Here is a 21,179-nt window from a genome sequence, read left to right as displayed (position 1 = left end):
TCACGGCGGTGGTCTTGCCGGCGCCGTTCGGACCCAGCAGCGCGAAGACGGATCCGGCCGGGATGTGGAGGTCGACTCCGTCGAGGACGACCTTGTCGCCGTACGACTTGCGCAGACCGGTGGCGGTGATGGCGGCCGGGACGAGCGGGCCGTCGCCCCCACCCGGCGATGGAGTGGGCATGGGCATGACAGAAGAAGGCATGAGGGCGTCCGATCGAAGGCTGGAGTTGCAGTGGGAGGGGCGCGGCGCGCGGCGGGGGAGGGGTCCGCCGCGCGGGGAGGCGGGAGGAGCGGAGGGGAGGGCCCGGTGGGCGGGCCCTCCGGGGTCAGACGCGGGCGCGGCGGATGTCGATGTTGCCGTGGCGGGTGCGGGCGCGGACCGTGACGGTCTCCTCGGACTCCTGCGGGGCGTCGGAGGCGGTGAGGCCGTTGCGCACCTGGCCGGAGCCCGCGTGGGCGTCGAGCCAGGCGGCGGTGCCCTCGCGGACGCCGACGTCGATGGCGCCGTAGTTCGTCTCCACCTGGACGGTGCCGCGGGCGGCCTCGCCGATGCGGATGGTGCCGTGGGCGGTGGTGGCGGTGACCGAGTCCTCGGCGCGGTCGACGGTGATGTCGCCGTGCGCCCCGCTGACGCGGAGCTCGCCGGTGACGGCGGCGACCGTCGTGGTGCCGTGCGAGTTCTTCAGGACGGCCGTCCCGTCGATCAGGCCGACCCGCATGCTGCCGGAGCTGGTGGTGATCTCGGCCGGGCCCTCGACGCGGTCCACGGAGATGGAGCCGTGCGAGGCCGTGAGGCGCAGCGGGCCGGTGGTGTCGAGCCGGGCGTCCCCGGACGAGGTCTTCACGCGGACCTCGCCGAGCCTGCCCTCGCCGAGGATCTGGGTCCAGGCGCCGTCGACCTCGACCCGCGAGCCCGTCGGCAGCTCCACCGTCACGTCGACGACGCCGGTGCGGCCGAACAGGTTGGACTTGGGGGTCCGCACGGTCAGGTTGCCGTTGGCGTACGACACCTCGGTCTGCTCGCCCGTCCGCACGTCCAGGTCCTTCTTCGGGTTGCGCGGCGTGATCTGGACGACCGTGTCGGCGCGCTCGCCGGCGACGAACTGGATGGAGCCGGCCTCGACGCGGGCCGTGACCGAGATCGCTGCGGGAGTGTCGAAAGAAGGCATGGCTGTCCCGTCCTCTTGGGTCTCGTGAACGTCCCCGCTGGTGGGACGCGGTGTGGATGAAGTGGTGCGGGGTCGTGCGCCGGGCAGGGGCGGCGGGTTACCGCACCCAGCCGGTGATGCTCTGCCCGACGGTCCGGGGCTTCTCCGCCGTGCGCGGCCGGGCGGCGCCGCCGTCGACCGCCGACGACACGGCCCGGACCAGCCAGGCGTTGACCGACAGTCCTTCGCGGCTCGCGGCCTCCTCGGCACGTGCCTTGAGGTGGGCCGGCAGTCGCAGGTTGACCCGGGCGACCGCGCCGTCGTCCCCTTCGGGGGCGGCGGTCGCCGCGGGCGGTTCGGCCTGCGCCGCCGGCTCCGCGGGTGCCGTGCCGCTGTCGGCGGGCGGCCGGGTCACCACGAAGTCGGGGTCGAGGCCACGGAGCCGTACGTCGACCGAGCCGGGGGCGAGTTCGCGGGTGATCTCGTCCGTGGCGGCGGAGAGCACGTTGAGCATGGTCAGGCGGGCCGCCGACTCCAGGGGAGCCGTGAGCCGCTCGGCCAGTTCGCGCGCCGCGTCGCCACCGGCTTCGGCGGCCACCGCGAGTTCGCGGCGGAGGCTGTCGACATACGGGGTGAGGTCCATGACGTCATCATGGCACCACTATGGCGCCATGTGCAACCCCTGGTGGTGTCATGTGGCACCGAATGGCGCTCGATGGCGCCAGTGGTGACGCCGGATGGTGCCCTGTGGTGCCATGTGGTGTCACGTGGCGCTCTGCGGTGTCATGTGGTGTCACGCGGCGCCATGCGGTGCCATGCGGCGTCACGTGGCGCCATGTGGCGTCACGCCAGGCGGAACTCGGACCGCCGTGGCGGGCCCCCGGTATCCCGCCCCCGCCGGTGCTCGCTCCAATAGCAGTGTCCGTAGGGGTGGTTGACGGTAGGTCTGGACCAATCTACGGTCTGCTGGAGCGCGCGCCACGCCCCGGACCGACCCCCCACGTCCCAAGGAGCACCGCATGCCAGGCTCACGGATCGTCCGCGCCCTCGGAGCGGGCCTCACCGCCCTGCTCGCCACCGTCGCCGTCGCTCCCGCGCAGGCCGTCGCCGGTCAGGCCGGCGCCACGTCGGCGACCGCCGACACCTGCGCCCTCAAGTCCCGTCCCACCGGAAAGGTGCTCCAGGGCTACTGGGAGAACTGGGACGGCGCCGCCAACGGCGTCCACCCGCCCTTCGGCTGGGCGCCGATCGACGACCCCCGGTTCGCCGCCCACGGGTACAACGTCATCAGCGCCGCCTTCCCCGTGATCCGCTCCGACGGCACGGTGCTGTGGGAGGACGGCATGGACAGCAACGTCAAGGTCGCCACCCCGGCCGAGATGTGCCGGGCCAAGGCCGCGGGCGCCACCATCCTCATGTCCATCGGCGGGGCCGCCGCCGGGATCGACCTCAGCTCGCGGGCGGTCGCCGACCGCTTCGTCGAGACGATCGTGCCGATCCTCCAGCGGTACAACTTCGACGGCATCGACATCGACATCGAGACCGGTCTCGTCGGCAGCGGCAGCATCGGCACCCTGTCCGCCTCCCAGGCCAACCTCGTCCGCATCATCGACGGCGTCCTCGCCCGGATGCCCGCCGGCTTCGGCCTGACGATGGCGCCCGAGACGGCCTACGTCACCGGCGGCAGCGTCGCGTACGGCTCGATCTGGGGCGCGTACCTCCCGATCGTCAAGAAGTACGCCGACAACGGGCGCCTGTGGTGGCTGAACATGCAGTACTACAACGGCAGCATGTACGGCTGTTCCGGCGACTCCTACTCCGCCGGCACCGTAGCCGGCTTCACCGCCCAGACCGACTGCCTCGACCGCGGCCTGGTCGTCCAGGGCACCACGATCCGCGTCCCGTACGACAAGCAGGTCCCCGGGCTGCCGGCACAGCCGGGCGCCGGCGGCGGATACATGGCGCCGTCCCTCGTGACGCAGGCGTGGAACCACTACGGGGGCAAGCTCAAGGGCCTGATGACCTGGTCGGCGAACTGGGACGGCTCGAAGAACTGGACCTTCGGCGACAACGTCAAGCGGCTCCAGGGCCGTTAGGCCGGCTCCGCACCAGCCCGGCCCTCGCGTGTTACCCGTGGGTACGCCATGATGGCGGCATCCATCCACGACCCCGGGGGCTGAGGCAGCGGTGAGCGACGAGAAGCGGAACACGGTCCACGCCTTCCGGGACGACTCCCTCGGGGAGCACGACGCCGTCGGACTCGCGGAGGCGATCCGGCGGCGCGAGGTGAGCCCCGCCGAGGCCGTCCGGGACGCGGTCGCCCGCCTGCGGGCGGTCGCGGAGCTGAACGCGGTGCAGACCCCGCTGGACCCGCCGGAACTGCGCGGCGGCACCGGCGGGGTCTTCGCGGGCGTCCCCACCCTGATCAAGGACAACACCGACTACGCGGGTCTGCCCACCGGGCACGGCAGCGCCGCCTTCACCCCCCGGCCGGCCCGCCGGCACGCGCCCTTCGTGCGCCAGTTCCTCAGCACCGGGGTCACCGTCCTCGGCAAGACCCGGCTGCCGGAGTTCGGCTTCAGCCCGGCCACCGAGTACGAGACCGGCGAGCCGGTCCGCAACCCGTGGCACCCCGGCCACTCCGCAGGCGGCTCCTCGGGCGGCGCCGCCGCGCTCGTCGCCGCCGGCGCGGTGCCGCTCGCCCACGCCAACGACGGCGGCGGCTCCATCCGGATCCCCGCCGCCTGCTGCGGACTCGTCGGCCTCAAGCCCACCCGGGGCCGGCTCGTCGGCAACGACCAGAGCCGCCGGCTGCCGCTCGACATCGTCACCGACGGCGTCGTCACCCGGACCGTCCGCGACTCCGCCGCCTTCCTCGCCGCCGCCGAACGCTACCGGCGCAACCCCGGGCTGCCGCCCGTCGGCCTCGTCGAGGGCCCCTCCGACCGGAAGCTGCGCATCGGCTTCCTGCTCGACTCGCCCAACGGCGTCACCTGCGACGACGACACCCGCGCCGCCGTCACCGAGACCGCCGCCACCCTCCGCTCCCTGGGCCACACCGTCGAGCCGGTGGGCATGGACCTCGACCCCCGCTTCACCGGGGACTTCCTCACCTACTGGGGCATGCTCTCCTTCCTCCTCGGCGCCACCGGTCGCAGCCTGGGCCGGGACTTCGACCGGCACCGCATGGACGGGCTGAGTCGCGGACTGCGCGAGGAGTACGTGAAGCGGTGGCGGGACACGCCGGGCGTGCTGCGGCGGCTGCGGCGGACCAGGGAGGCGTACGCGGCGGCCCTGCGCGGTCTCGACCTCGTCCTCACCCCGGTCCTTGCCCACACCACGCCCCCGATCGGCCACCTCAGCCCCACCGTGCCGTACGAGGAGCTGGTCGACCGGATCCTCGCCTACGTCGCCTATACGCCCGTCGACAACGTCGTGGGCACCCCCTCGATCTCCCTGCCGAGCGCGCGCACGACGGCCGACGGCCTGCCGGTGGGCGTCCTCCTCTCCGGCCGCCCCGGCAGTGAACGCACCCTCCTGGAGGCGGCGTTCGCCCTGGAGGCCGAGCGTCCCTTCCGTCGCCTCCAGGACGTCTGACAGCCGATGGACCGGACGGTCAGGCGCTCGCCTCCCGCAGCGCGGCGAGCGTCAACGGGCCGCAGACGCCCGGCCGTTCGAAGACCCGCACGGACCACTGGAACTGGATCACGGCCAGCTCCGTCGACTCACCGAACTCGCCGTCCAGCGGCCCCTCGTAGAGGCCGAGCCGCTGGAGCATGACCTGGACCTCCAGCACCTCGGGCCCGCTGCTGCCGACGCGCGGGCCGTCCGGGCCCGAGGACGGGCGGTGGCGCTCGTGGGTCGGCGGCGGGGAGACCGGCGGCGCCGGGGGAGGGGAGGTGGCCGCCCGCGTCGTCGGGGGCGGCGCCACGGCCGTGGCGGTGACGGGGGCCGGGGCCGACCGGGTCGCCTTCGGAGCGGTACGGGTCGGGGTCGGCGCCGGTGGTCGTGGCGGGATCGGCCGTGTCGAGGGGGTGCGGGACGGCACGCCGGTCGTGCCGACGGGGTCCGGCACCAGGGTGGGCGGGGGAGGCAGGTCCGGCATCGTGAGCGTGGAGGGGTGGGGGGCGGGCGAGTCCGGCCGCGCGGTGAGGTAGACCGGCAGGGCCGCGCCGACCCCGGCCGCCAGCAGACCCATCAGCAGCGGCGGGAGGGGGGCCGTACGCCGCCGCCGAGGGGCGGGCGCGTGCCGGCCGCCGCGTCGGCGGGGGGCCGTCGGGACGACGGGCAACGGCCGCGTGCTGTCGAAGAGTTCGAGATCCTGTGCGCGCACACCGGACCGCCCGTCGGGGCCGCCTGCCGCGACCTGCCCGAAGACGGGGTGCGGCTGTCCGGGAAGGGGAGGCGCGGAGGGAGGTTCGGGGGTGACCGGCGTGACTGCTGTGGTCAGGGCAGTCCTGTGGCGCATCAAGGGCTCCAGGGAAGGGGAAACCGTGAGGGATGCGGAGAAGCCGTGGAGGGGTGGCGAATCCACGCAGAGTTTGATCGTCGGTCAAACAGGGCGTCAACTGCGGGCGATGCCCCGGAAAACGGGATCTTCGCGGCATTGATCCTTAAATGATTCTTAATGTGTGACGCGGCTCACAGGACTGAGGGGCTCCTGCCGAGCGGGTGACGGCTCGCGCACCGGCGGAGGTTCGCCCCGGGCTCGGCCGTCGGGAGCAGCAGAGTGGGGCGCATGGATGTCGAACGGGTCACCGGTGAGCTGTACGCGCTGAGACCGTCCGAGTTCACGGCCGTCCGCGACGCGTACGTCGCCGAGGCGCGCCGGGCGAAGGACAAGTCGGCCGCGCGGGCGATCGCGGCGCTGCGGCGGCCTCCCCTCGCCGTCTGGGCGGCGAATCTGCCGGCCCGCGAACGGCCCGAGGAGGCCGCGCGGTTCCTCGCGCTGGGCGAGGCGCTGCGGGAGGCGCACCGGACGCTCGACGGCGAGCGGCTGCGGGAGGCGGGCCGGGTCGGCCCGCGGCTCCGGCGCGCCTCCGCCTCCCGCGTGCGCCTCCGCTCCGGCGCCTCCGTGTGAGTACGCGCGCCCGCGGCTCTGAGTACCGGCCCGGATCCCGCCCCGCCCCCGCCGGTGATCGACTGGGGGCATGACGACGGCAGCCGGCGCACGCGCCCCCCTCGACCCGACCTGGTGGAAGGCGCCCCTCGTGGCGACGCTTCCCGGACTCCCGCTCCTGGTCGGAGAGTTCGCGTTCTTCGGGGCCGACGGGTACACCAGCGGGATCGAGGTCATCCTTACGGCGGCCGCCGTGCTCCTCGTGCTCGCCTGGCTCCCGCCGTACCGCCGCTCGCTGCGCGTCCCGCGGATCCTCCTGGCCTCGGCCTCCCTCTTCCTGGTCGCGGCCCCGTGGGTGTCGGCGCTCCTGATGGGGATCGCGATGTCCTCCGGCTGACGCCCGGCCGGTCAGTCCTGCTCAGGGAAGTGGCAGGCCACCTCCCTGGGTTCGCCCGGTGCGAGTGACCTCAGGGCCGGTGCCTCGGTGCGGCAGACGGCCTGGGCCTTCGGGCAGCGCGGGTGGAAGGTGCAGCCCGGCGGGGGAGCGGCGGGGCTCGGCGGGTCGCCGAGGAGGGTGATGCGCTCCCGGGCCCGTTCGGCCGCCGGGTCCGGCAGCGGCACGGCGGAGAGGAGCGCCCGGGTGTAGGGGTGGGCGGGGGCGTCGTACACCCGGTCCTTGGCGCCGATCTCGACGATCCGGCCCAGGTACATGACGGCGACCCGGTCGCAGACGCGTTTCACCACCGACAGGTCGTGGGCGATGAACAGGTAGGCGAGGCCGAGTTCGTCCTGGAGCCGCTCCATCAGGTTGACGATCTGCGCCTGGACGGAGACGTCGAGCGCCGAGACGGGCTCGTCGGCCACGACGAGCCGGGGGCCCGTGGCGAGCGCGCGGGCGATGCCGATGCGCTGCGCCTGGCCGCCGGAGAACTCGTGCGGGCGGCGGTCGGCGTGCTCGGGGATGAGTCCGACCAGCTCCATCAGCTCCACCGCCCGCTTGCGGGCCTCCTCCGCCCCGGCCCCCTGCACCAGCAGCGGGTCGGCGATGATCCGGGCCACGGACTGGCGGGGGTTGAGGGAGGAGTGCGGGTCCTGGAAGACCATCTGGATGTCGCGGCGGAGCGGCTTCATGGCCCGCTGCGAGAGGTGGGCGATGGACCGGCCGTCGTACTCGACGGTGCCGGCGGTCGGCTCCAGGAGTCGGACGATCATCCGGCCGGTGGTCGACTTGCCGCAGCCCGACTCGCCGACCAGGCCGAGGGTCTCGCCGGCCGCCAGATCGAAGCCGACGCCGTCGACGGCCCGCACGGGCGAGGAGCGGCGGCGGCCCGGGAAGGTCATGGCGAGGTCCCGCACGCGCAGCAGCGGCGGCGCCGGGTCCGTGCCGGGGAGGGTGGACGTGGTCACGGGGCGACCCCTTCGTACGCGGGAAAGGCCGGGAAGGCCGCGAAGTGGCAGGCGGCGGTGTGTCCTTCGGGGCCGCCGAGCGCCGGCCGTTCGGCGGTGCAGCGGGCCCGCTCCTCGGCCGAGCCGGCCGCGGCGCGGGCGCAGCGGGGCGCGAAGGCGCAGCCGGGTGCCGGGTCGAGCAGGGACGGCGGGCTGCCGGGGATGGCGCGCAGCGGTACGTCGTCGGGGTCGTCGAGGCGGGGCAGGGAGTCGAGCAGCCCGCGGGTGTACGGGTGCGCGGGGGCGGCGAACAGGGCGTCGACCGGGGCCTGTTCGGCGGCGCGTCCGCCGTACATGACGAGCACCTCGTGGGCGACCCGGGCCACCACGCCCAGGTCGTGGGTGATCATGACGACGGAGAGCCGGCGCTCCTGCTGGAGCCGGGCGAGCAGGTCGAGGATCTGGGCCTGCACGGTGACGTCGAGCGCGGTGGTCGGCTCGTCGGCGATGAGCAGGTCGGGTTCGCAGACCAGCGCCATCGCGATCATGACCCGCTGGCGCATGCCGCCGGAGAACTGGTGGGGGTACTCGCCCACGCGGCGTCTCGGCTCCGGGATGCCGACCTCGGCGAGCGCCTCGATCGCGCGGGCGCGGGCGGCGGCCCGGCGGGTGCCGAAGTGCACGCGGTGGTGCTCGGCGATCTGCTCGCCGACGGTGTAGTAGGGGTGCAGGCTGGAGAGCGGGTCCTGGAAGATCATCGCCATCCGCCGGCCGCGGAGCCGGTTCAGCTCCTGGTCGGGGAGGCCGACGAGTTCGCGCCCGTCGAGGGCGACGGAGCCGGTGACGTCGGCGCCGGTGTGCAGGCCCATGACGGCGAGCGAGGTCACGGACTTGCCGGAGCCCGACTCGCCGACGATGCCGAGGGTGCGGCCGTGCGGCACGTCGAAGGAGAGGGAGTCGACGGCCCGGACGGGGCCGCGGGGGGTCGGGAAGGTGACGCTGAGGTCCCGGACCGTCAGGAGCGGGGCGGTGTCGGCCATCAGTACCTCACTCGCGGGTCGACGACGGCGTACAGCAGGTCCACGGCCAGGTTGGCGACGACGATGAAGCCGGCCGCGAGGAGCGTCACGCCGAGGATGACGGGCTGGTCGCCGGTGGTGAGGGCGCCGTAGAAGAGGCGTCCGACGCCGGGGAGTCCGAAGAGGGACTCGGTGATGACGGCGCCCGCGAGGAGTCCGCCGAGGTCCATGCCGAAGATGGTGAGGATCGGGGTCATCCCGGCCCGCAGACCGTGCTTGACGACGACCGTGCGGCGCGGCAGGCCCTTGGCGCGGGCGGTGCGGATGTACGGCTCCGCCATGGACTCGATCATCGCGCCGCGGCTCTGCCGGGCGTACATGGCGGCGTACAGGACCGCCAGGGCCAGCCAGGGCAGCAGCAGGTTGGAGGCCCAGGACAGCGGGTCGGAGGTGAGGGGGACGTACTGCGGGTAGGGCAGCAGTCCGGTGAGCCGGATCAGCCCGTAGATGAGCAGGACGGAGGTGAAGTAGACCGGCAGGGAGGCGGCGGCGACCGCGCCGACCATGAGGGCCCGGTCGGTCAGGGTGTCCTTGCGGAGGGCGGCCGTCACGCCCGCGGTCAGGCCGAGGGCCAGCCACAGCACGGCGGCTCCGGCGGCGAGCGAGGCGGAGACGGGGAGCCGGTCGACGAGGAGGTCCCAGACGCCCTCGCTGTTCTCGTACGAGTAGCCGAGGCAGGGGAAGTCGCAGTGCAGGGCGTACTGCCCGGTGCCCATGGTGCGTCCGGTGAAGATGCCGGTGACGAAGTCGGCGAACTGCCGCCAGAGGGGGGCGTCCAGGCCCATGTTGGCGCGGATCGCCTCCAGGCGTTCGTCGCTGCACGCCTTGCCGCAGGCGGCGGCGGCCGGGTCGGAGGGCAGGACGTAGAAGATGGTGAAGGTGACGGCGGCGATGGCGAGGAGGACGCCGAGCACCCCGAGGAGCCGGCGGCCGAGGTAGAGGATCACGTACGGCTCCCCCGGGGGTCGAGGACGTCGCGCAGCGCGTCGCCGAGGAGGGTGAAGGCGAGGACGGTGAGGAAGAGGCAGACGCTCGGGACGAGGAAGTACATGGGGTCCGTGTCGTAGTAGGCGACGCTCTCGGCGATCATCTGGCCCCAGGACGGGGTCGGCGGGCGGACCCCGACGCCGAGGTAGCTGAGCGCCGCCTCGGTGGCGATCATGCCGGGGACCATCAGCGTGGTGTACGCGATGACCGGCCCCGCGACGCCCGGGAGGATGTCGCGGGCGAGGATCCGCCAGGGTCCGGAGCCGCCGACGCGGGCCGCGTCGACGTACTCGCGGTGCTTGAGCGAGAGGGTCTGGCCGCGGACGACCCGGGCGACGCCGGGCCAGCCGAAGAGGCCGATGACGAGGATCATCAGGAGGGTCCGGTCGGCGTCCCGGGCCACCGACATCATCGCGATCATGAAGATGAGGGAGGGGAAGGACATCGTGAGGTCCATCAGCCGGGACAGCGCGGTGTCGGTGCGGCCGCCGAAGTAGCCGGCGGCGATGCCGGCCGTCACCCCCGCCAGCACGACGATCGCGGTGGCGGCGAAGGCGATCAGCAGCGACACCTGGGCGCCGTGCACGACCCGGGCGAACAGGTCGCGGCCGGTGATGGGTTCGACGCCGAGCCAGTGCTCGGCGGAGACCCCGCCGAGCGGTCCGATCGGCAGTCCGCCGAGGTAGGGGTCGACGGCGGACTTGTCGAACTCCTCCGGGCCCCAGCCGCCGAGCGAGGCGATCAGCGGGGCGGCGGCGGTCATCAGGACGAAGAGGGCGACGACGGCGAGGGAGACCTTGAGGGAGGTGCGGCGGCGGATCTCCGCGCGGACCGCCCGCCAGGCCCCGCCGCCCGCGTGCACCGGAGGGGGAGGGGTGGTGGTCGTGGTCATGGGAGGGGCGTCCTTCAGTTCGCGCTCTTCGACGGGTCCTTGAGGCCGACCGTCGCGTAGTCGAGCTGACCGCTCCAGGAGGTGTGGCCGTAGGCCCCGGCGACGTTGGTGCCGACGAGGAGCGCGCGGCGCTTCATGGCGCCGGGGGCGACCGGGGCCTTGGCGAGGATCTGTCCGTCGAGTTCCTGCCACGCCTTGTTGGCCGCGTCGCCGTCGGTCATGGCGGCGATCTCGTCCATCCGCTTCATGGTGGCGTCGTCCTTGAAGAGGGAGTGGTTGCCGGAGTTGCCCTTCTCCTTGACGAAGCGGCCGTCGAAGACGAAGGGGAGGAAGGTGGTGCCGGAGGGGAAGTCGGGACACCAGCCGGTGTAGACGAGGTCCGTGCGGTTCTTGGTGTCGCCGATGGTGTCGTAGAAGGCGGACGGGTCGACGGTCTCGATGGTCACCTTGATGCCGGCCTTGCCGAGGGACTGCTGGACGGCCTCGCCGATGGCCTTGTCGTTGATGTTGACGGTGAGGCTGGTGGACAGGCCGTCGGCCTTCCCGGCCTCCTTGAGCAGCTGCCTGGCCTTCTCGGGGTCACCGGCGAGCGGGATCCCGAGGGTGTCGGGCTGCTTGCCGCCGGTGAAGAGGGAGCCGGGCATCGCGGCGCCTGCGGCGTCGGTGACGGCCGGGCCGCCGGCGGCGGTGACGATCGCCTCCCGGTCGAGGGCCCACTGCACGGCCTGGCGGACCTTGAGGTCGTCGAAGGGGGCGCGGCCGGTGTGCATCTGGAGCATCTCGGTGCAGCTGCTGGACTCGGCGAGGAGCCGGGCCTTGACGTCGGCCTTGGTGAGGACCTTGGAGATCGACTCGGGGCGGAGCGTGGACCAGGCGACGGCGGAGGAGTCGCCGGCGGCGGAGGCGACGAGGCGGTCGTCGATCTGGTTGCCCTTGAGGCCCATGGTGACGACGATCCGGTCCGGGTACGCCTTGCGGACGCTGTCGCTCGCCGGGTCCCAGTGGGTGTTGCGGACCAGGACCATCTGCTTGTCGCGGGCGTAGCTCTCGATCTTGTACGGCCCCGAGGAGAAGGGGCGGTTGTCGTACTGCGCGCCCTTGTCCTGGGCGGGGGGCACCGGGGCGAAGGTCGGCAGGGTGGCGGCGAAGGGGAACTCCGCGAAGGGCTTGTGGAGTTCGAAGACGATCGTGCGGGCGTCCGGGGTCTTGACCGAGTCGAGGTGCTTGCCCCGGGCCGGGCCCTGGTAGCCCTCGGCCCCGGCGAGGTAGCGGGCCGCGTAGTCGGGGCCGCCGGGGAGGTCGGGGGAGAAGGACCGCTCGACGTTGTGCTTGATGTCCTGGGCGGTGACGGGGGTGCCGTCCTCGTACTTCAGGCCGGCCTTCAGGCGGAAGGTCCAGGTCTTGGCGCCGTTGGACGGGGTGCCGAGGTCCTCGGCGAGGTCGGGGACCAGCTCGCTGCCGTCGGCGCCGGGGGCGGCCTTGTAGGTGACGAGGGTGCGGTAGAGCAGCCGGGTGCCGAAGTCCATGTCGGGCATGACCCAGTTGCGGGCCGGGTCGAGGTGGGTGAAGTCCTGGTTGGACAGGACGGTGAGGGTGCCGCCCTTCTGCGGGGTGCCGCCGATGACCGCGCCGGCGTTGGCGGCGGCGGGGTTCTTCCGCTCCGGTCCGCCGGTCTTGCCGCCGGACGAGCCGGTGGAGCAGGCGGCGAGGCCGAGGGAGAGGGTCGACACCAGGGCGATGGCCAGGGTGCGTGTGCGCTTGTTCATGGGGTCACTCCGAGAGAGCGGGAGAGCGGTCGGACAGCCAGAGCGGCCGGAATGTGACCCGTAACATAGTAATGTGAAATTGCACTGACAAGGTGTGGGGTCCCGCTCGGCCCGTCCGTTACCCATCCGTGTCCCTACAGGAGCCTTCCTTGCACCCCGCCTACGCCACCACCGACCACACCTTCACCGTCCCCCTCGACCACGCCCGCCCCGACGGCCCCACCCTCGACGTCTTCGCCCGCGAGGTCGCCGACCCGGCCCGCGCCGGAGAGGAACTGCCCTGGCTGCTCTACCTCCAGGGCGGCCCCGGCGGGAAGTCCCCGCGCCCCACCGCCGGTTCGCCCGGCTGGCTGCCGCACGCCCTCAAGACCCACCGGGTCCTCCTGCTCGACCAGCGCGGCACCGGCCGCTCCACCCCCGTCACCGCCCGCGAGGCCGCCCGCTTCGGCGACCCGCACCGCCTCGCCTCCTACCTGGGCAACTTCCGGGCGGACGCCATCGTCGACGACGCCGAGCTGATACGCCGGCGCCTCTGCGGCGACACCCCCTGGGAGACCCTCGGCCAGAGCTACGGCGGCTTCCTCACCCTGACCTACCTCTCCCGGGCGCCCCGGGGTCTGCGCGCCTGCTACGTCACCGGAGGGTTGCCCGGCCTCACCGCCACCGCCGACGACGTCTACGCCCGCACCTACCCCCGGGTCCGCGACCGCTGCCGGGAGTACTACGCCCGCTACCCCGAGGACGCCGCCCGCCTCCGCCGGATCGCCGGCCTCCTCGACGCCGGCGACGTCCGGCTCCCCGACGGCGACCGCCTCACCGTCCGCAGGCTGCGCACCCTCGGCCTCGCCCTCGGCATGGGCGACGGCTTCGAACGCCTCCACTGGCTCCTCGACGAGGCCCTCGGTGCCGACGGCGCGCCCAGCGCCACCTTCCTGCACCAGGTCATGACCCTGACCGGGCACGTCGACGCCCCGCTCTTCGCCGTCCTCCAGGAGAGCCTGTACGGCCAGGGCGCCGGGCCCACCGGATGGGCGGCGCACCGGGCGCTCGCCGGCCGGCCCGAGTTCGCCGAGGACGCGGACACCCTGCTGCTCACCGGCGAGATGATGTACCCGTGGATGTTCCGGGAGATCTCCGGACTGCGGCCCTTCGCCGAGGCGGCCGACCTCCTCGCCGCCCGTGCCGACTGGCCGCCGCTGTACGACCCCGCGCGGCTGGCCGCCAACGAGGTGCCGCTCGCCGCCGTCGTCTGCCACGACGACATGTACGTGGACGCCGGCCTCTCCCTCGACACCGCGCGCCGGATCGGCGCCGCCCGGGTCTGGGTCACCAACGAGTGGGAGCACGACGGCCTCACCGCCTCCGGAGGGCGGGTCCTCGCCCGGCTCATGGAGCTGGCGGCCGGCCGCGCCTGACGTCCCGCGATCCGGTCTGCTTGCGCGGGAGCCGCAAAGGGCTGTCATTCTCTTGCGGAGCTTGCGCTAGTCTTGCGCGCATGACGCGACGACTTGCTCAAGTGGCGAAGAAGGCGGGGGTCAGCGAGGCGACGGTGAGCCGGGTCCTCAACGGCAAGTCCGGGGTCTCCGAGGCGACCCGCCAGTCCGTCCTCACCGCGCTGGACGTGCTCGGCTACGAGCGGCCCACCCAGCTCAGGGGGGAGCGCGCCCGGCTCGTCGGACTCGTCCTGCCCGAGCTGCAGAACCCCGTCTTCCCCGCCTTCGCCGAGGTCATCGGAGGCGCGCTCGCCCAGCAGGGGCTCACCCCCGTGCTCTGCACCCAGACCAAGGGCGGCGTCTCCGAGGCCGACTACGTGGACCTCCTGCTCCAGCAGCAGGTCTCCGGAGTGGTCTTCGCGGGCGGGCTCTTCGCGCAGGCCGACGCCCCGCACGACCACTACCACCAGCTCCACGAGCGCAACATCCCGGTCGTCCTGATCAACGCCTCCATCGAGGGCCTCGACTTCCCCTGCGTCTCCTGCGACGACGCCGTCGCCGTCGAGCAGGCGTGGCGCCACCTCGCCTCGCTCGGCCACGAGCGGATCGGGCTGCTGCTCGGCCCCGCAGACCACGTGCCCTCCCGCCGCAAGCTCAGCGCCGCGCGGGCCGCCGCCGAGGCGGCCGGCACCCCGCTCGCCGACGAGCACGTCGTCCGCTCGATCTTCTCCCTCGAAGGCGGTCGGGCCGCCGCCAACCGGCTGCTCGAACAGGGCGTCACCGGCATCGTCTGCGCCAGCGACCCGCTCGCCCTCGGCGCGATCCGGGCCGCCCGCCGGCGCGGGCTCTCCGTCCCCGGCGACGTCTCGGTGGTCGGCTTCGACGACTCGGCCTTCATGAACTGCACGGAGCCGCCGCTCTCCACCGTCCGCCAGCCCATCGAGGCGATGGGGCGCGCCGCGGTCGACCTCTTGATCGCCCAGGTCCAGGGGACCCGGCAGCACTCGGGGGAACTGCTCTTCGAGCCCGAGCTCGTAGTCCGCGGGTCAACGGCTCCGCCGCCCGCTCTTTAGAGGTCGTCGCATTCGGCTGCCGGCAGGGGGGAAGGCGGAAGTCCTGGCCCGCCTGCTCGCCGAGGACGCGGACCCCGATGTCGTCGACGGTGCGCACCACTGCCGTGCCGCCGGCGTGCCGTGCGGATCCCGAACGCGCTGATCCAGGCGGTAGCACTCCCCTGGGCGTGGCCACTTTCCGCGATCACGGCCTGGCCGTACGGCTGCCGCGTACCCGCATCGCCAGGAGAGTCGGACCATGGTGCGTCTGCGCCGGCGCCCCACGGCGGGAGCGGATCGCGGTATGCCCTTGACCAGGGGGATCAGGGCCTCGCTGTCGTGCGGGTTTGCCGCCGGGAGTCGTACCGGCCCCGTCGACAGGGACCCGGTGACCATGTGCACCACAAGAAGGGGACCTGACCGGTCCGCGTCGCAAGGTCGAAGGGGGCGGCCCTGCGCAGGCGGGCGGCGAGGTGACCTCGTTCGGACATTTGGTGCGGCTGAACACGCGTCGTCAAGCAGGAGAAGAAAATCTTCAACAGGTTGGAGAAAAATCTGATGGCTTGCGGCGCGCGGAGGAGGCCGGCTGCCAGGCCCGCTCGCGCCCTGGTCCGATGACGCTCGGGGATGCGGGGCGAGATCGGCGCCCCTGCGTCCGGCCGTGCTGTCAGCGCCGTCAGTAGCGGGTTTCCAGGTCGTCCGGCGTGGGGCGGTGGTCGCGCGCCCGGCGGGGCGCGCCGGTGGCTCCCGGTGGCGCGCCTGCTGAGGACCGGCAGTCCAGGAGGCTCGTGACACAGTCGTAATCATGCAATCCTGGGTCGAAATCTTGCGTAGCCCTGTTCTGCGTCCTAGTGTGACGCTCCGATCAGGGCAGTGCCCTGGGGACCACCTCGGAGGAGCCGCAATGAAGTCCCGTAACCTCGCGATCTTTTTGATCTCTTCAGGTCTTGTCCTCTCAGCCACGGCTTGCGGTGGCGACTCCGACGCCGGAGCCAAGGGGGATGTCACGATCACCGTGGCGTGTCAGCCGGCGAAGACGGCACCTCTGCAGCGCAAGGCCTGGGACGACGACGTCAAGGCGTTCGAGAAGGCGCACCCGGGCGTCAAGGTCAAGAGCACGGACCAGCAGCCGTGCTTCGACCCGAAGACCTTCGCCGCGAAGCTGGCGGGCGGCCAGATGGAGACGGTCTTCATGGCTCCCGTCACCAACTACGCCGATGTCATGGCCAAGGGGCAGGCGAAGGAGATCACCGCGTCCACGGATCTGGTGAAGAACTTCGGAAGCATCCGCCAGGACGTCCGGGACATGGTCACCAAGGACGGCAAGATCTACGGCGTCCCCAACGTCAGCTACTCCGTCGGGCTGGTCTACAACCGCAAGCTCTTCCAGCAGGCCGGCCTCGACCCCAACTCCCCGCCGAAGACCTGGGACGAGGTCCGTGCCGCGGCCAAGAAGATCGCGGATCTGGGCGACGGCTACGTCGGGTACGGAGAGTACGGCGGCGGCAACGTCGGTGGCTGGCACTTCGCCCAGTCCATCTTCAGCCGCGGCGGCGAGATGGTCGTGAACGGCAAGGCGGCCTTCAACAGCGCCGAGGGCAAGGCGGTGCTGCAGACGCTGCACGACATGCGCTGGAAGGACGACAGCGTCGGCAAGAAGGTGCTGATCGGCTGGGAAGCGCTGATGCAGCAGATGGCGGCCGGCAAGACGGGCATGATGCTCGGCGCCCCGGACGTCGTCACCGACCTGGTGCAGAAGTTCCAGGGGAGCAAGGAGCAGTACGGCATCGCCCCCATCCCCGAGGGCAAGGCGTCGCTCACCGGTGGCGAGGCCTACATGATCAACCCGAAGGCGAGCGACGCCGAGGCCAAGGCCGGCCTGCAGTGGATCGACTTCCAGTTCAACACGCCGGGCAAGGGCCGTCACGACTACGCGCGCGGCAAGGCCAACGGTGAGGCCGTCGGTGTGCCGAACAACGACTACATGAGCGACTCGCCGACGGGCCAGGAGATCGCCGCACTCCGAGAGAAGAACGCGGTCCTGCCGGTCGAGTACTACCAGCCCTACGTCGAGGGGGCGAAGAACGTCGAGATCAAGCTGGAGCCGGCGAAGGCGCAGGAGCTCTACGCGGTGCTGGACGTCCCCATGTCCGCAGTTCTGACCCGCGAGAACGCCGACATCGACAAGCTGCTCGCCGATGCAGAGAGCAAGGCGAACACGATTCTGGCGAAGAGCTGACCGTCGTGGGACGGGTGCCGCACTCCGTCTCCGGCGGAATGCGGCACCCCGACCCGCGGCGCGGAACGGGAGATCACCATGGACACACCCACCGTGCAGGCGAAACGGCCCCCGAAGTCGCAGCGCCGGCCACCCGCACGTCCCTCACGTCAGAGAAGGACTCTTCGCACCAACATCACCGCCTACGGGTTTCTGTGCGCGGCCCTGTTCTGCTTCGCGCTCTTCGCCTGGTGGCCGATCGTCCGGCAGGTCGTGCTCAGCTTCCAGGAGACGAACCTGGTCGACGAGCCCACGTGGGTGGGCCTGGACAACTTCCGCGCGGTGGTGGAGGACCCGGCGTTCGGCCAGGCATGGAAGAACACCTTCGCCTTCACCTTCCTCGCCCTGCTGTGCGGCTACGTGATCCCCTTCGTGGTGGCGATCGTCCTCAACGAACTGCGGCACGCGCGCGGATACCTGCGCTTCGTCGTCTACCTGCCGGTCATGCTGCCGCCGATCGTCTCGGTGCTGCTCTTCCGCTGGTTCTACGATCCCGGACCCGGCCTGTTCAACCAGCTGCTCGACTTCGTGGGTCTGCCGGGTCTGTCCTGGCTGGACTCCACGGACACCGCGCTGATCTCCCTGGTCATCGTCTCCACCTGGATGAACATGGGCTCCGGGGTCCTGATCTATCTCGCCGCACTGCAGAACATCCCCGGTGAACTCTACGAAGCGGCCGAACTCGACGGCGCCGGCATCTTCCGGCGGATCTGGAACGTCACCATCCCGCAGACCCGGCTGATCCTGCTGCTCATGCTGATGCTCCAGGTCGTCGCCACCATGCAGGTGTTCATCGAGCCCTACATGCTCACCGGCGGAGGGCCGGAGAACGCGACCGTCACCGTCGCCTTCCTGATGTACCAGTACGCCTTCGTCTACGGCGGCAACTACGGAGCCGGCAGCGCGCTCGGAGTCATGCTCATGGTCGTTCTCCTTGCGGTCGCCGCAGTCCAGCTCAGGCTGACCCGCGACGAGAAGAGGTAGTCCCGTGGCCAACACAGTCGACTTGTCAACCCACCCGGAAACCGCGGGGGACGACACCCGCAAGGGACCGCCGACGGCAGCGTCCCGCCCGCGCGAGCGGCGCCGCGCCCACTGGGCCGAAGGCCACTCCCGTACCATCATCTCGCCCCTTGAGCTCAAGTCCCGCTGGGGATCGCGGATCTACTGGACGGTGCTCGCCGCCATCCTGTCCGTCTTCACGCTCGTGTTCGTCTTCCCGCTGTACTGGATGGTCACGGGAGCGATGAAATCGGGCGAGGAGATCGCCCAGATGCCGCCGACGCTGTGGCCGAAGGACCCGGACTTCTCGGTCTTCGCGGATGCGTGGGAGCTCTTCGACGTCGGGCTGCTCCTGAAGAACACGCTCTTCTATTCGGTCGGCGCCTGGCTGTTCGCCCTCGCGGTGGACGTGACGGCCGCGTACGCGCTGTCCAAGCTGCGCCCGATGTTCGGCAACGTGATCCTCGGGGCGATGTTCGCGACACTGATGATCCCGCCCATCGTCGTCATGATCCCGGCGTACATCACCGTCACGGACGTGCCGATCTTCGGATGGAACCTGCTCAACACGCCCTGGGCGATCTGGTTCCCGGTGGCGGCCAACGGGTTCAACATCTTCCTGCTGAAGCGGTTCTTCGACTCGATTCCCGACGAGATCCTCGAAGCGGCGGAGATCGACGGGGTGCCGCCATGGCGCGTGCTCGTCTCGATCATCCTGCCGATCTCGCGGCCCATCCTCGGTGTGGTCTCCATCTTCACCATCGTGATGGTGTTCAAGGACTTCGTCTGGCCGCTGCTCGTACTGCCGGACAGCGAGAAGATGACGATCAGCGTAGGACTCTCCCAGACCGCGGGACAGGTGACGCAGAACCAGATCATGGCCGGTCTGGTGATGGCGAGCATTCCGATGATCATCGTGTTCGTCTTCTTCCAGAGGAGCATCATGGCCGGCCTCACCGCCGGCAGCCTCAAGGGCTGACGGCACGCCACCCCCTCGAAGCCTTCGCCGTCGTCCCGGGCCCATCCGTTTCCCCGCTGTCCGGGACGACGACGAAGTACGCCTGGGCGGTCCGACCGTCGAGCTCCAAGCCGGCGAGCGCTCCGCCCGACCCGAACCTCCGCCGTCGTCCCGGGCCCATTCCGTCCCGCACCCCGGACGACGGCGGAGCACCCTCCCTGCCTTCCTGCCCGAAAGGACCGTTCCGTGGCAGCCCCCTCTCCGTCCCGCACCTCCGACTGGTGGCGTGACGCCGTCATCTACCAGGTGTACCCGCGCAGCTTCGCCGACGGCGACGGCGACGGCACCGGTGACCTCGCGGGCGTCCGGGCGAGACTGCCCCACCTTGCCGCACTCGGCGTCGACGCCCTGTGGTTCACCCCCTGGTACGCCTCCCCGATGGTCGACGGCGGCTACGACGTCGCCGACTACCGCGCCATCGACCCCGCCTTCGGCACCCTCGACGAGGCCGAGAAGCTCATCGCGGAGGCCGCCGGACTCGGCCTGCGCGTCATCGTCGACATCGTCCCCAACCACGTCTCCGACCAGCACGCCTGGTTCCGGGAGGCCCTCGCGGCGGGCCCCGGCAGCGAGGCGCGTGCCCGTTTCCACTTCCGCCCCGGCCGGGGCGAGAACGGCGAACTCCCGCCCAACGACTGGCCCTCGCAGTTCTCCGGCACCACCTGGACCCGCGTCCCCGACGGCGAGTGGTACCTCCACCTCTTCACCCCCGAACAGCCCGACCTCAACTGGTCCCACCCCGACGTCCGCCGCGAACACGAGGAGGTGCTGCGCTTCTGGTTCGAGCGCGGCGTCGCCGGCGTCCGCATCGACTCCGCCGCCCTGCTCACCAAGGACCCGGACCTGCGGGACTTCACCGAGGGCGTCGACCCCCACCCGTACATCGACCTCGACGAGATCCACGACGTCTACCGCTCCTGGCGGGCCATAGCCGACGAGTACGGCGGCGTCTTCGTCGGCGAGGTCTGGCTCCCCGACGCCGAGCGCTTCGCCCGCTATCTGCGTCCCGACGAGCTGCACACCGCCTTCAACTTCAACTTCCTCGCCTGCCCCTGGGAGCCGGAGCGGCTGCGCGCCACCATCGACGACACGCTCGCCGAGCACGCCCCCGTCAACGCCCCCGCCACCTGGGTGCTGTGCAACCACGACGTCACCCGGACCGCCACCCGCTACGGGCGAGCCGACACCGCCTTCGACTTCGCCGCCAAGCGCTTCGGCACGCCCGCCGACCTGGACCTCGGCACCCGCCGCGCCCGCGCCGCCGCCCTGCTCACCCTCGCCCTGCCCGGCTCCGTCTACCTCTACCAGGGCGAGGAGCTGGGCCTGCCCGAGGCCGACATCCCCCTCGACCGCATCCAGGACCCGATGCACTTCCGCTCCGGCGGCACCGACCCGGGCCGCGACGGCTGCCGCGTCCCCCTCCCCTGGGACGCCGACGCCCCCTCGTACGGCTTCGGAAGCCCGCCGGGCACCGCACCGTGGTTGCCGCAGCCCGCGGACTGGGGCCGTTACGCCGTCGACCGGCAGAGCGCCGACCCCGACTCGATGCTCACCCTCTACCGCACCGCCCTCGCCCTGCGCCGCACCGAAGCCGGCTTCGGCGACGGAGCGATGACATGGCTCCCCGCCGCCGACGGCGTTCTCGCCTTCACCCGCGACCACGGCCTCACCTGCGTGGTCAACCTCTCCGGAGCCCCCGTCGAGCTCCCCGCGCACCGTGCGAGGCTGCTCGCCAGCGGCCCCCTGGACGCCGGCGGCACCCTCCCCCCGGACACGGCCGTCTGGCTGCGTGCCTGAGCCCGGGGACGCTTCGACAGCGCCGTGCGCCCCGCTGGGCGGACGGCGTCCGTGGAAAGACCCCACCGTGCGGCGGCGGCCGCTCAGCGCCGACTCCGTCGGCCGCGCCGCACGGTGGCCGAGGCCGGGACCCTGACACCCGGCCCTGGCGGAAGCCCCGTTCCCGTTCCGTGGGGGGCCGGGAACGGGGCCTCCCTACGGCGGGCGTGTCCTCGTCCCGAGTCGACGAGCCCTCCGCACGACCCCGCGGCGAAGTCGCTCGCCGTGGGTCCGCACCGTCCG

19 protein-coding genes are annotated in these 21,179 nt (G+C 72.0%); 10 read left to right on the top strand and 9 right to left on the bottom strand.

From position 1 onward, the window contains the following. From IE321_RS25535 to IE321_RS25525, 3 genes are all read right to left on the bottom strand, one after another. Positions 1-181 (bottom strand): ATP-binding cassette domain-containing protein (locus IE321_RS25535; RefSeq protein WP_190224676.1); only part of this gene is annotated, 181 nt, incomplete at its 3' end. A gap of 145 nt (positions 182-326) precedes the next feature. Then, complete coding sequence (locus IE321_RS25530) at positions 327-1,169, bottom strand: DUF4097 family beta strand repeat-containing protein (protein ID WP_190224675.1); 843 nt, start codon at positions 1,167-1,169, stop codon at positions 327-329. Between the two features lie 97 nt (positions 1,170-1,266). Beyond that, the gene (locus IE321_RS25525) at positions 1,267-1,791 is read right to left on the bottom strand and encodes a toxin-antitoxin system HicB family antitoxin (RefSeq protein ID WP_190224674.1); all 525 of its coding nucleotides are present in this window, start codon (positions 1,789-1,791) and stop codon (positions 1,267-1,269) included. Positions 1,792-2,167: 376 nt separating this feature from the next. On the opposite strand from IE321_RS25525, the gene IE321_RS25520 reads away from it, so the two are divergent. Then, entirely contained in the window at positions 2,168-3,244 is a 1,077-nt protein-coding gene (locus IE321_RS25520) for a chitinase (protein ID WP_190224673.1), read from the top strand. A gap of 91 nt (positions 3,245-3,335) precedes the next feature. Further along, on the top strand, positions 3,336-4,745 hold the full coding sequence (locus tag IE321_RS25515; RefSeq protein WP_190224672.1) for an amidase: 1,410 nt from the start codon (positions 3,336-3,338) through the stop codon (positions 4,743-4,745). A gap of 19 nt (positions 4,746-4,764) precedes the next feature. Here IE321_RS25515 and IE321_RS25510 read toward each other — a convergent pair whose 3' ends face one another. Further along, complete coding sequence (locus tag IE321_RS25510) at positions 4,765-5,481, bottom strand: peptidoglycan-binding domain-containing protein (RefSeq protein ID WP_190224671.1); 717 nt, start codon at positions 5,479-5,481, stop codon at positions 4,765-4,767. Between the two features lie 405 nt (positions 5,482-5,886). On the opposite strand from IE321_RS25510, the gene IE321_RS25505 reads away from it, so the two are divergent. Next, the gene (locus IE321_RS25505; protein ID WP_190224670.1) at positions 5,887-6,228 is read left to right on the top strand and encodes a hypothetical protein; all 342 of its coding nucleotides are present in this window, start codon (positions 5,887-5,889) and stop codon (positions 6,226-6,228) included. A 70-nt stretch (positions 6,229-6,298) separates the two neighbouring features. Beyond that, the gene (locus IE321_RS25500) at positions 6,299-6,604 is read left to right on the top strand and encodes a hypothetical protein (protein ID WP_190224669.1); all 306 of its coding nucleotides are present in this window, start codon (positions 6,299-6,301) and stop codon (positions 6,602-6,604) included. A gap of 11 nt (positions 6,605-6,615) precedes the next feature. Here the strand turns inward: IE321_RS25500 and IE321_RS25495 are convergent, their stop codons facing one another. The 5 genes from IE321_RS25495 to IE321_RS25475 form a co-directional block, all read right to left on the bottom strand. After that, positions 6,616-7,548 carry an ABC transporter ATP-binding protein gene (locus IE321_RS25495; RefSeq protein WP_079022431.1) on the bottom strand — a complete coding sequence of 311 codons (933 nt, stop codon included), beginning with the start codon at positions 7,546-7,548 and terminating at the stop codon, positions 6,616-6,618. A gap of 62 nt (positions 7,549-7,610) precedes the next feature. Continuing rightward, positions 7,611-8,633, bottom strand: a complete 1,023-nt coding sequence (locus IE321_RS25490) for an ABC transporter ATP-binding protein (RefSeq protein ID WP_190224668.1) — start codon at positions 8,631-8,633, stop codon at positions 7,611-7,613. Next, the gene (locus IE321_RS25485) at positions 8,633-9,619 is read right to left on the bottom strand and encodes an ABC transporter permease (RefSeq protein ID WP_043230147.1); all 987 of its coding nucleotides are present in this window, start codon (positions 9,617-9,619) and stop codon (positions 8,633-8,635) included. Before IE321_RS25485 ends, IE321_RS25490 begins: the two co-directional genes overlap by 1 nt. Then, the gene (locus IE321_RS25480) at positions 9,616-10,551 is read right to left on the bottom strand and encodes an ABC transporter permease (RefSeq protein ID WP_043230146.1); all 936 of its coding nucleotides are present in this window, start codon (positions 10,549-10,551) and stop codon (positions 9,616-9,618) included. Before IE321_RS25480 ends, IE321_RS25485 begins: the two co-directional genes overlap by 4 nt. A 14-nt stretch (positions 10,552-10,565) precedes the next feature. Beyond that, positions 10,566-12,317 (bottom strand): ABC transporter substrate-binding protein, encoded by a 1,752-nt coding sequence (locus tag IE321_RS25475; RefSeq protein ID WP_190224667.1) that lies wholly within the window; start codon positions 12,315-12,317, stop codon positions 10,566-10,568. Positions 12,318-12,466: 149 nt separating this feature from the next. Here IE321_RS25475 and IE321_RS25470 point away from each other — a divergent pair, with 149 nt between their 5' ends. The 6 genes from IE321_RS25470 (at position 12,467) to IE321_RS25445 (ending at position 20,897) form a co-directional block, all read left to right on the top strand. Continuing rightward, complete coding sequence (locus IE321_RS25470; RefSeq protein WP_190224666.1) at positions 12,467-13,732, top strand: alpha/beta fold hydrolase; 1,266 nt, start codon at positions 12,467-12,469, stop codon at positions 13,730-13,732. Positions 13,733-13,812: 80 nt separating this feature from the next. After that, positions 13,813-14,823, top strand: a complete 1,011-nt coding sequence (locus tag IE321_RS25465) for a LacI family DNA-binding transcriptional regulator (RefSeq protein WP_190224665.1) — start codon at positions 13,813-13,815, stop codon at positions 14,821-14,823. A 994-nt stretch (positions 14,824-15,817) separates the two neighbouring features. Next, complete coding sequence (locus IE321_RS25460) at positions 15,818-17,041, top strand: ABC transporter substrate-binding protein (RefSeq protein ID WP_226651873.1); 1,224 nt, start codon at positions 15,818-15,820, stop codon at positions 17,039-17,041. 78 nt (positions 17,042-17,119) lie between these two features. Then, positions 17,120-18,064, top strand: coding sequence for a carbohydrate ABC transporter permease (locus tag IE321_RS25455; protein ID WP_190224663.1), 945 nt, complete (start codon positions 17,120-17,122; stop codon positions 18,062-18,064). Between the two features lie 4 nt (positions 18,065-18,068). Further along, complete coding sequence (locus tag IE321_RS25450) at positions 18,069-19,061, top strand: carbohydrate ABC transporter permease (RefSeq protein ID WP_372470233.1); 993 nt, start codon at positions 18,069-18,071, stop codon at positions 19,059-19,061. 225 nt (positions 19,062-19,286) lie between these two features. Continuing rightward, a complete protein-coding gene (locus IE321_RS25445; protein WP_190224662.1) occupies positions 19,287-20,897 on the top strand; it encodes a glycoside hydrolase family 13 protein in 1,611 nt (536 codons plus the stop codon). Positions 20,898-21,179 lie beyond the last annotated feature (282 nt).

The sequence above is a fragment of the Streptomyces hydrogenans genome, assembly GCF_014656075.1.
Taxonomy (GTDB): Bacteria; Actinomycetota; Actinomycetes; order Streptomycetales; family Streptomycetaceae; genus Streptomyces; species Streptomyces hydrogenans.
The sequence above is the reverse complement of the archived record's forward strand: the minus strand, read 5'-3'. Positions and strand labels throughout refer to the sequence as shown.

What these genes read in the sequence shown, in the direction of transcription:
- IE321_RS25530 (WP_190224675.1), bottom strand. Translation starts at nt 1,169, where the DNA reads ATGCCTTCTTTCGACACTCCCGCAGCGATCTCGGTCACGGCCCGCGTC.
- IE321_RS25525 (WP_190224674.1), bottom strand. Translation starts at nt 1,791, where the DNA reads ATGGACCTCACCCCGTATGTCGACAGCCTCCGCCGCGAACTCGCGGTG.
- IE321_RS25520 (WP_190224673.1), top strand. Translation starts at nt 2,168, where the DNA reads ATGCCAGGCTCACGGATCGTCCGCGCCCTCGGAGCGGGCCTCACCGCC.
- IE321_RS25505 (WP_190224670.1), top strand. Translation starts at nt 5,887, where the DNA reads ATGGATGTCGAACGGGTCACCGGTGAGCTGTACGCGCTGAGACCGTCC.
- IE321_RS25500 (WP_190224669.1), top strand. Translation starts at nt 6,299, where the DNA reads ATGACGACGGCAGCCGGCGCACGCGCCCCCCTCGACCCGACCTGGTGG.
- IE321_RS25495 (WP_079022431.1), bottom strand. Translation starts at nt 7,548, where the DNA reads ATGACCTTCCCGGGCCGCCGCCGCTCCTCGCCCGTGCGGGCCGTCGAC.
- IE321_RS25490 (WP_190224668.1), bottom strand. Translation starts at nt 8,633, where the DNA reads ATGGCCGACACCGCCCCGCTCCTGACGGTCCGGGACCTCAGCGTCACC.
- IE321_RS25480 (WP_043230146.1), bottom strand. Translation starts at nt 10,551, where the DNA reads ATGACCACGACCACCACCCCTCCCCCTCCGGTGCACGCGGGCGGCGGG.
- IE321_RS25475 (WP_190224667.1), bottom strand. Translation starts at nt 12,317, where the DNA reads ATGAACAAGCGCACACGCACCCTGGCCATCGCCCTGGTGTCGACCCTC.
- IE321_RS25465 (WP_190224665.1), top strand. Translation starts at nt 13,813, where the DNA reads ATGACGCGACGACTTGCTCAAGTGGCGAAGAAGGCGGGGGTCAGCGAG.
- IE321_RS25455 (WP_190224663.1), top strand. Translation starts at nt 17,120, where the DNA reads ATGGACACACCCACCGTGCAGGCGAAACGGCCCCCGAAGTCGCAGCGC.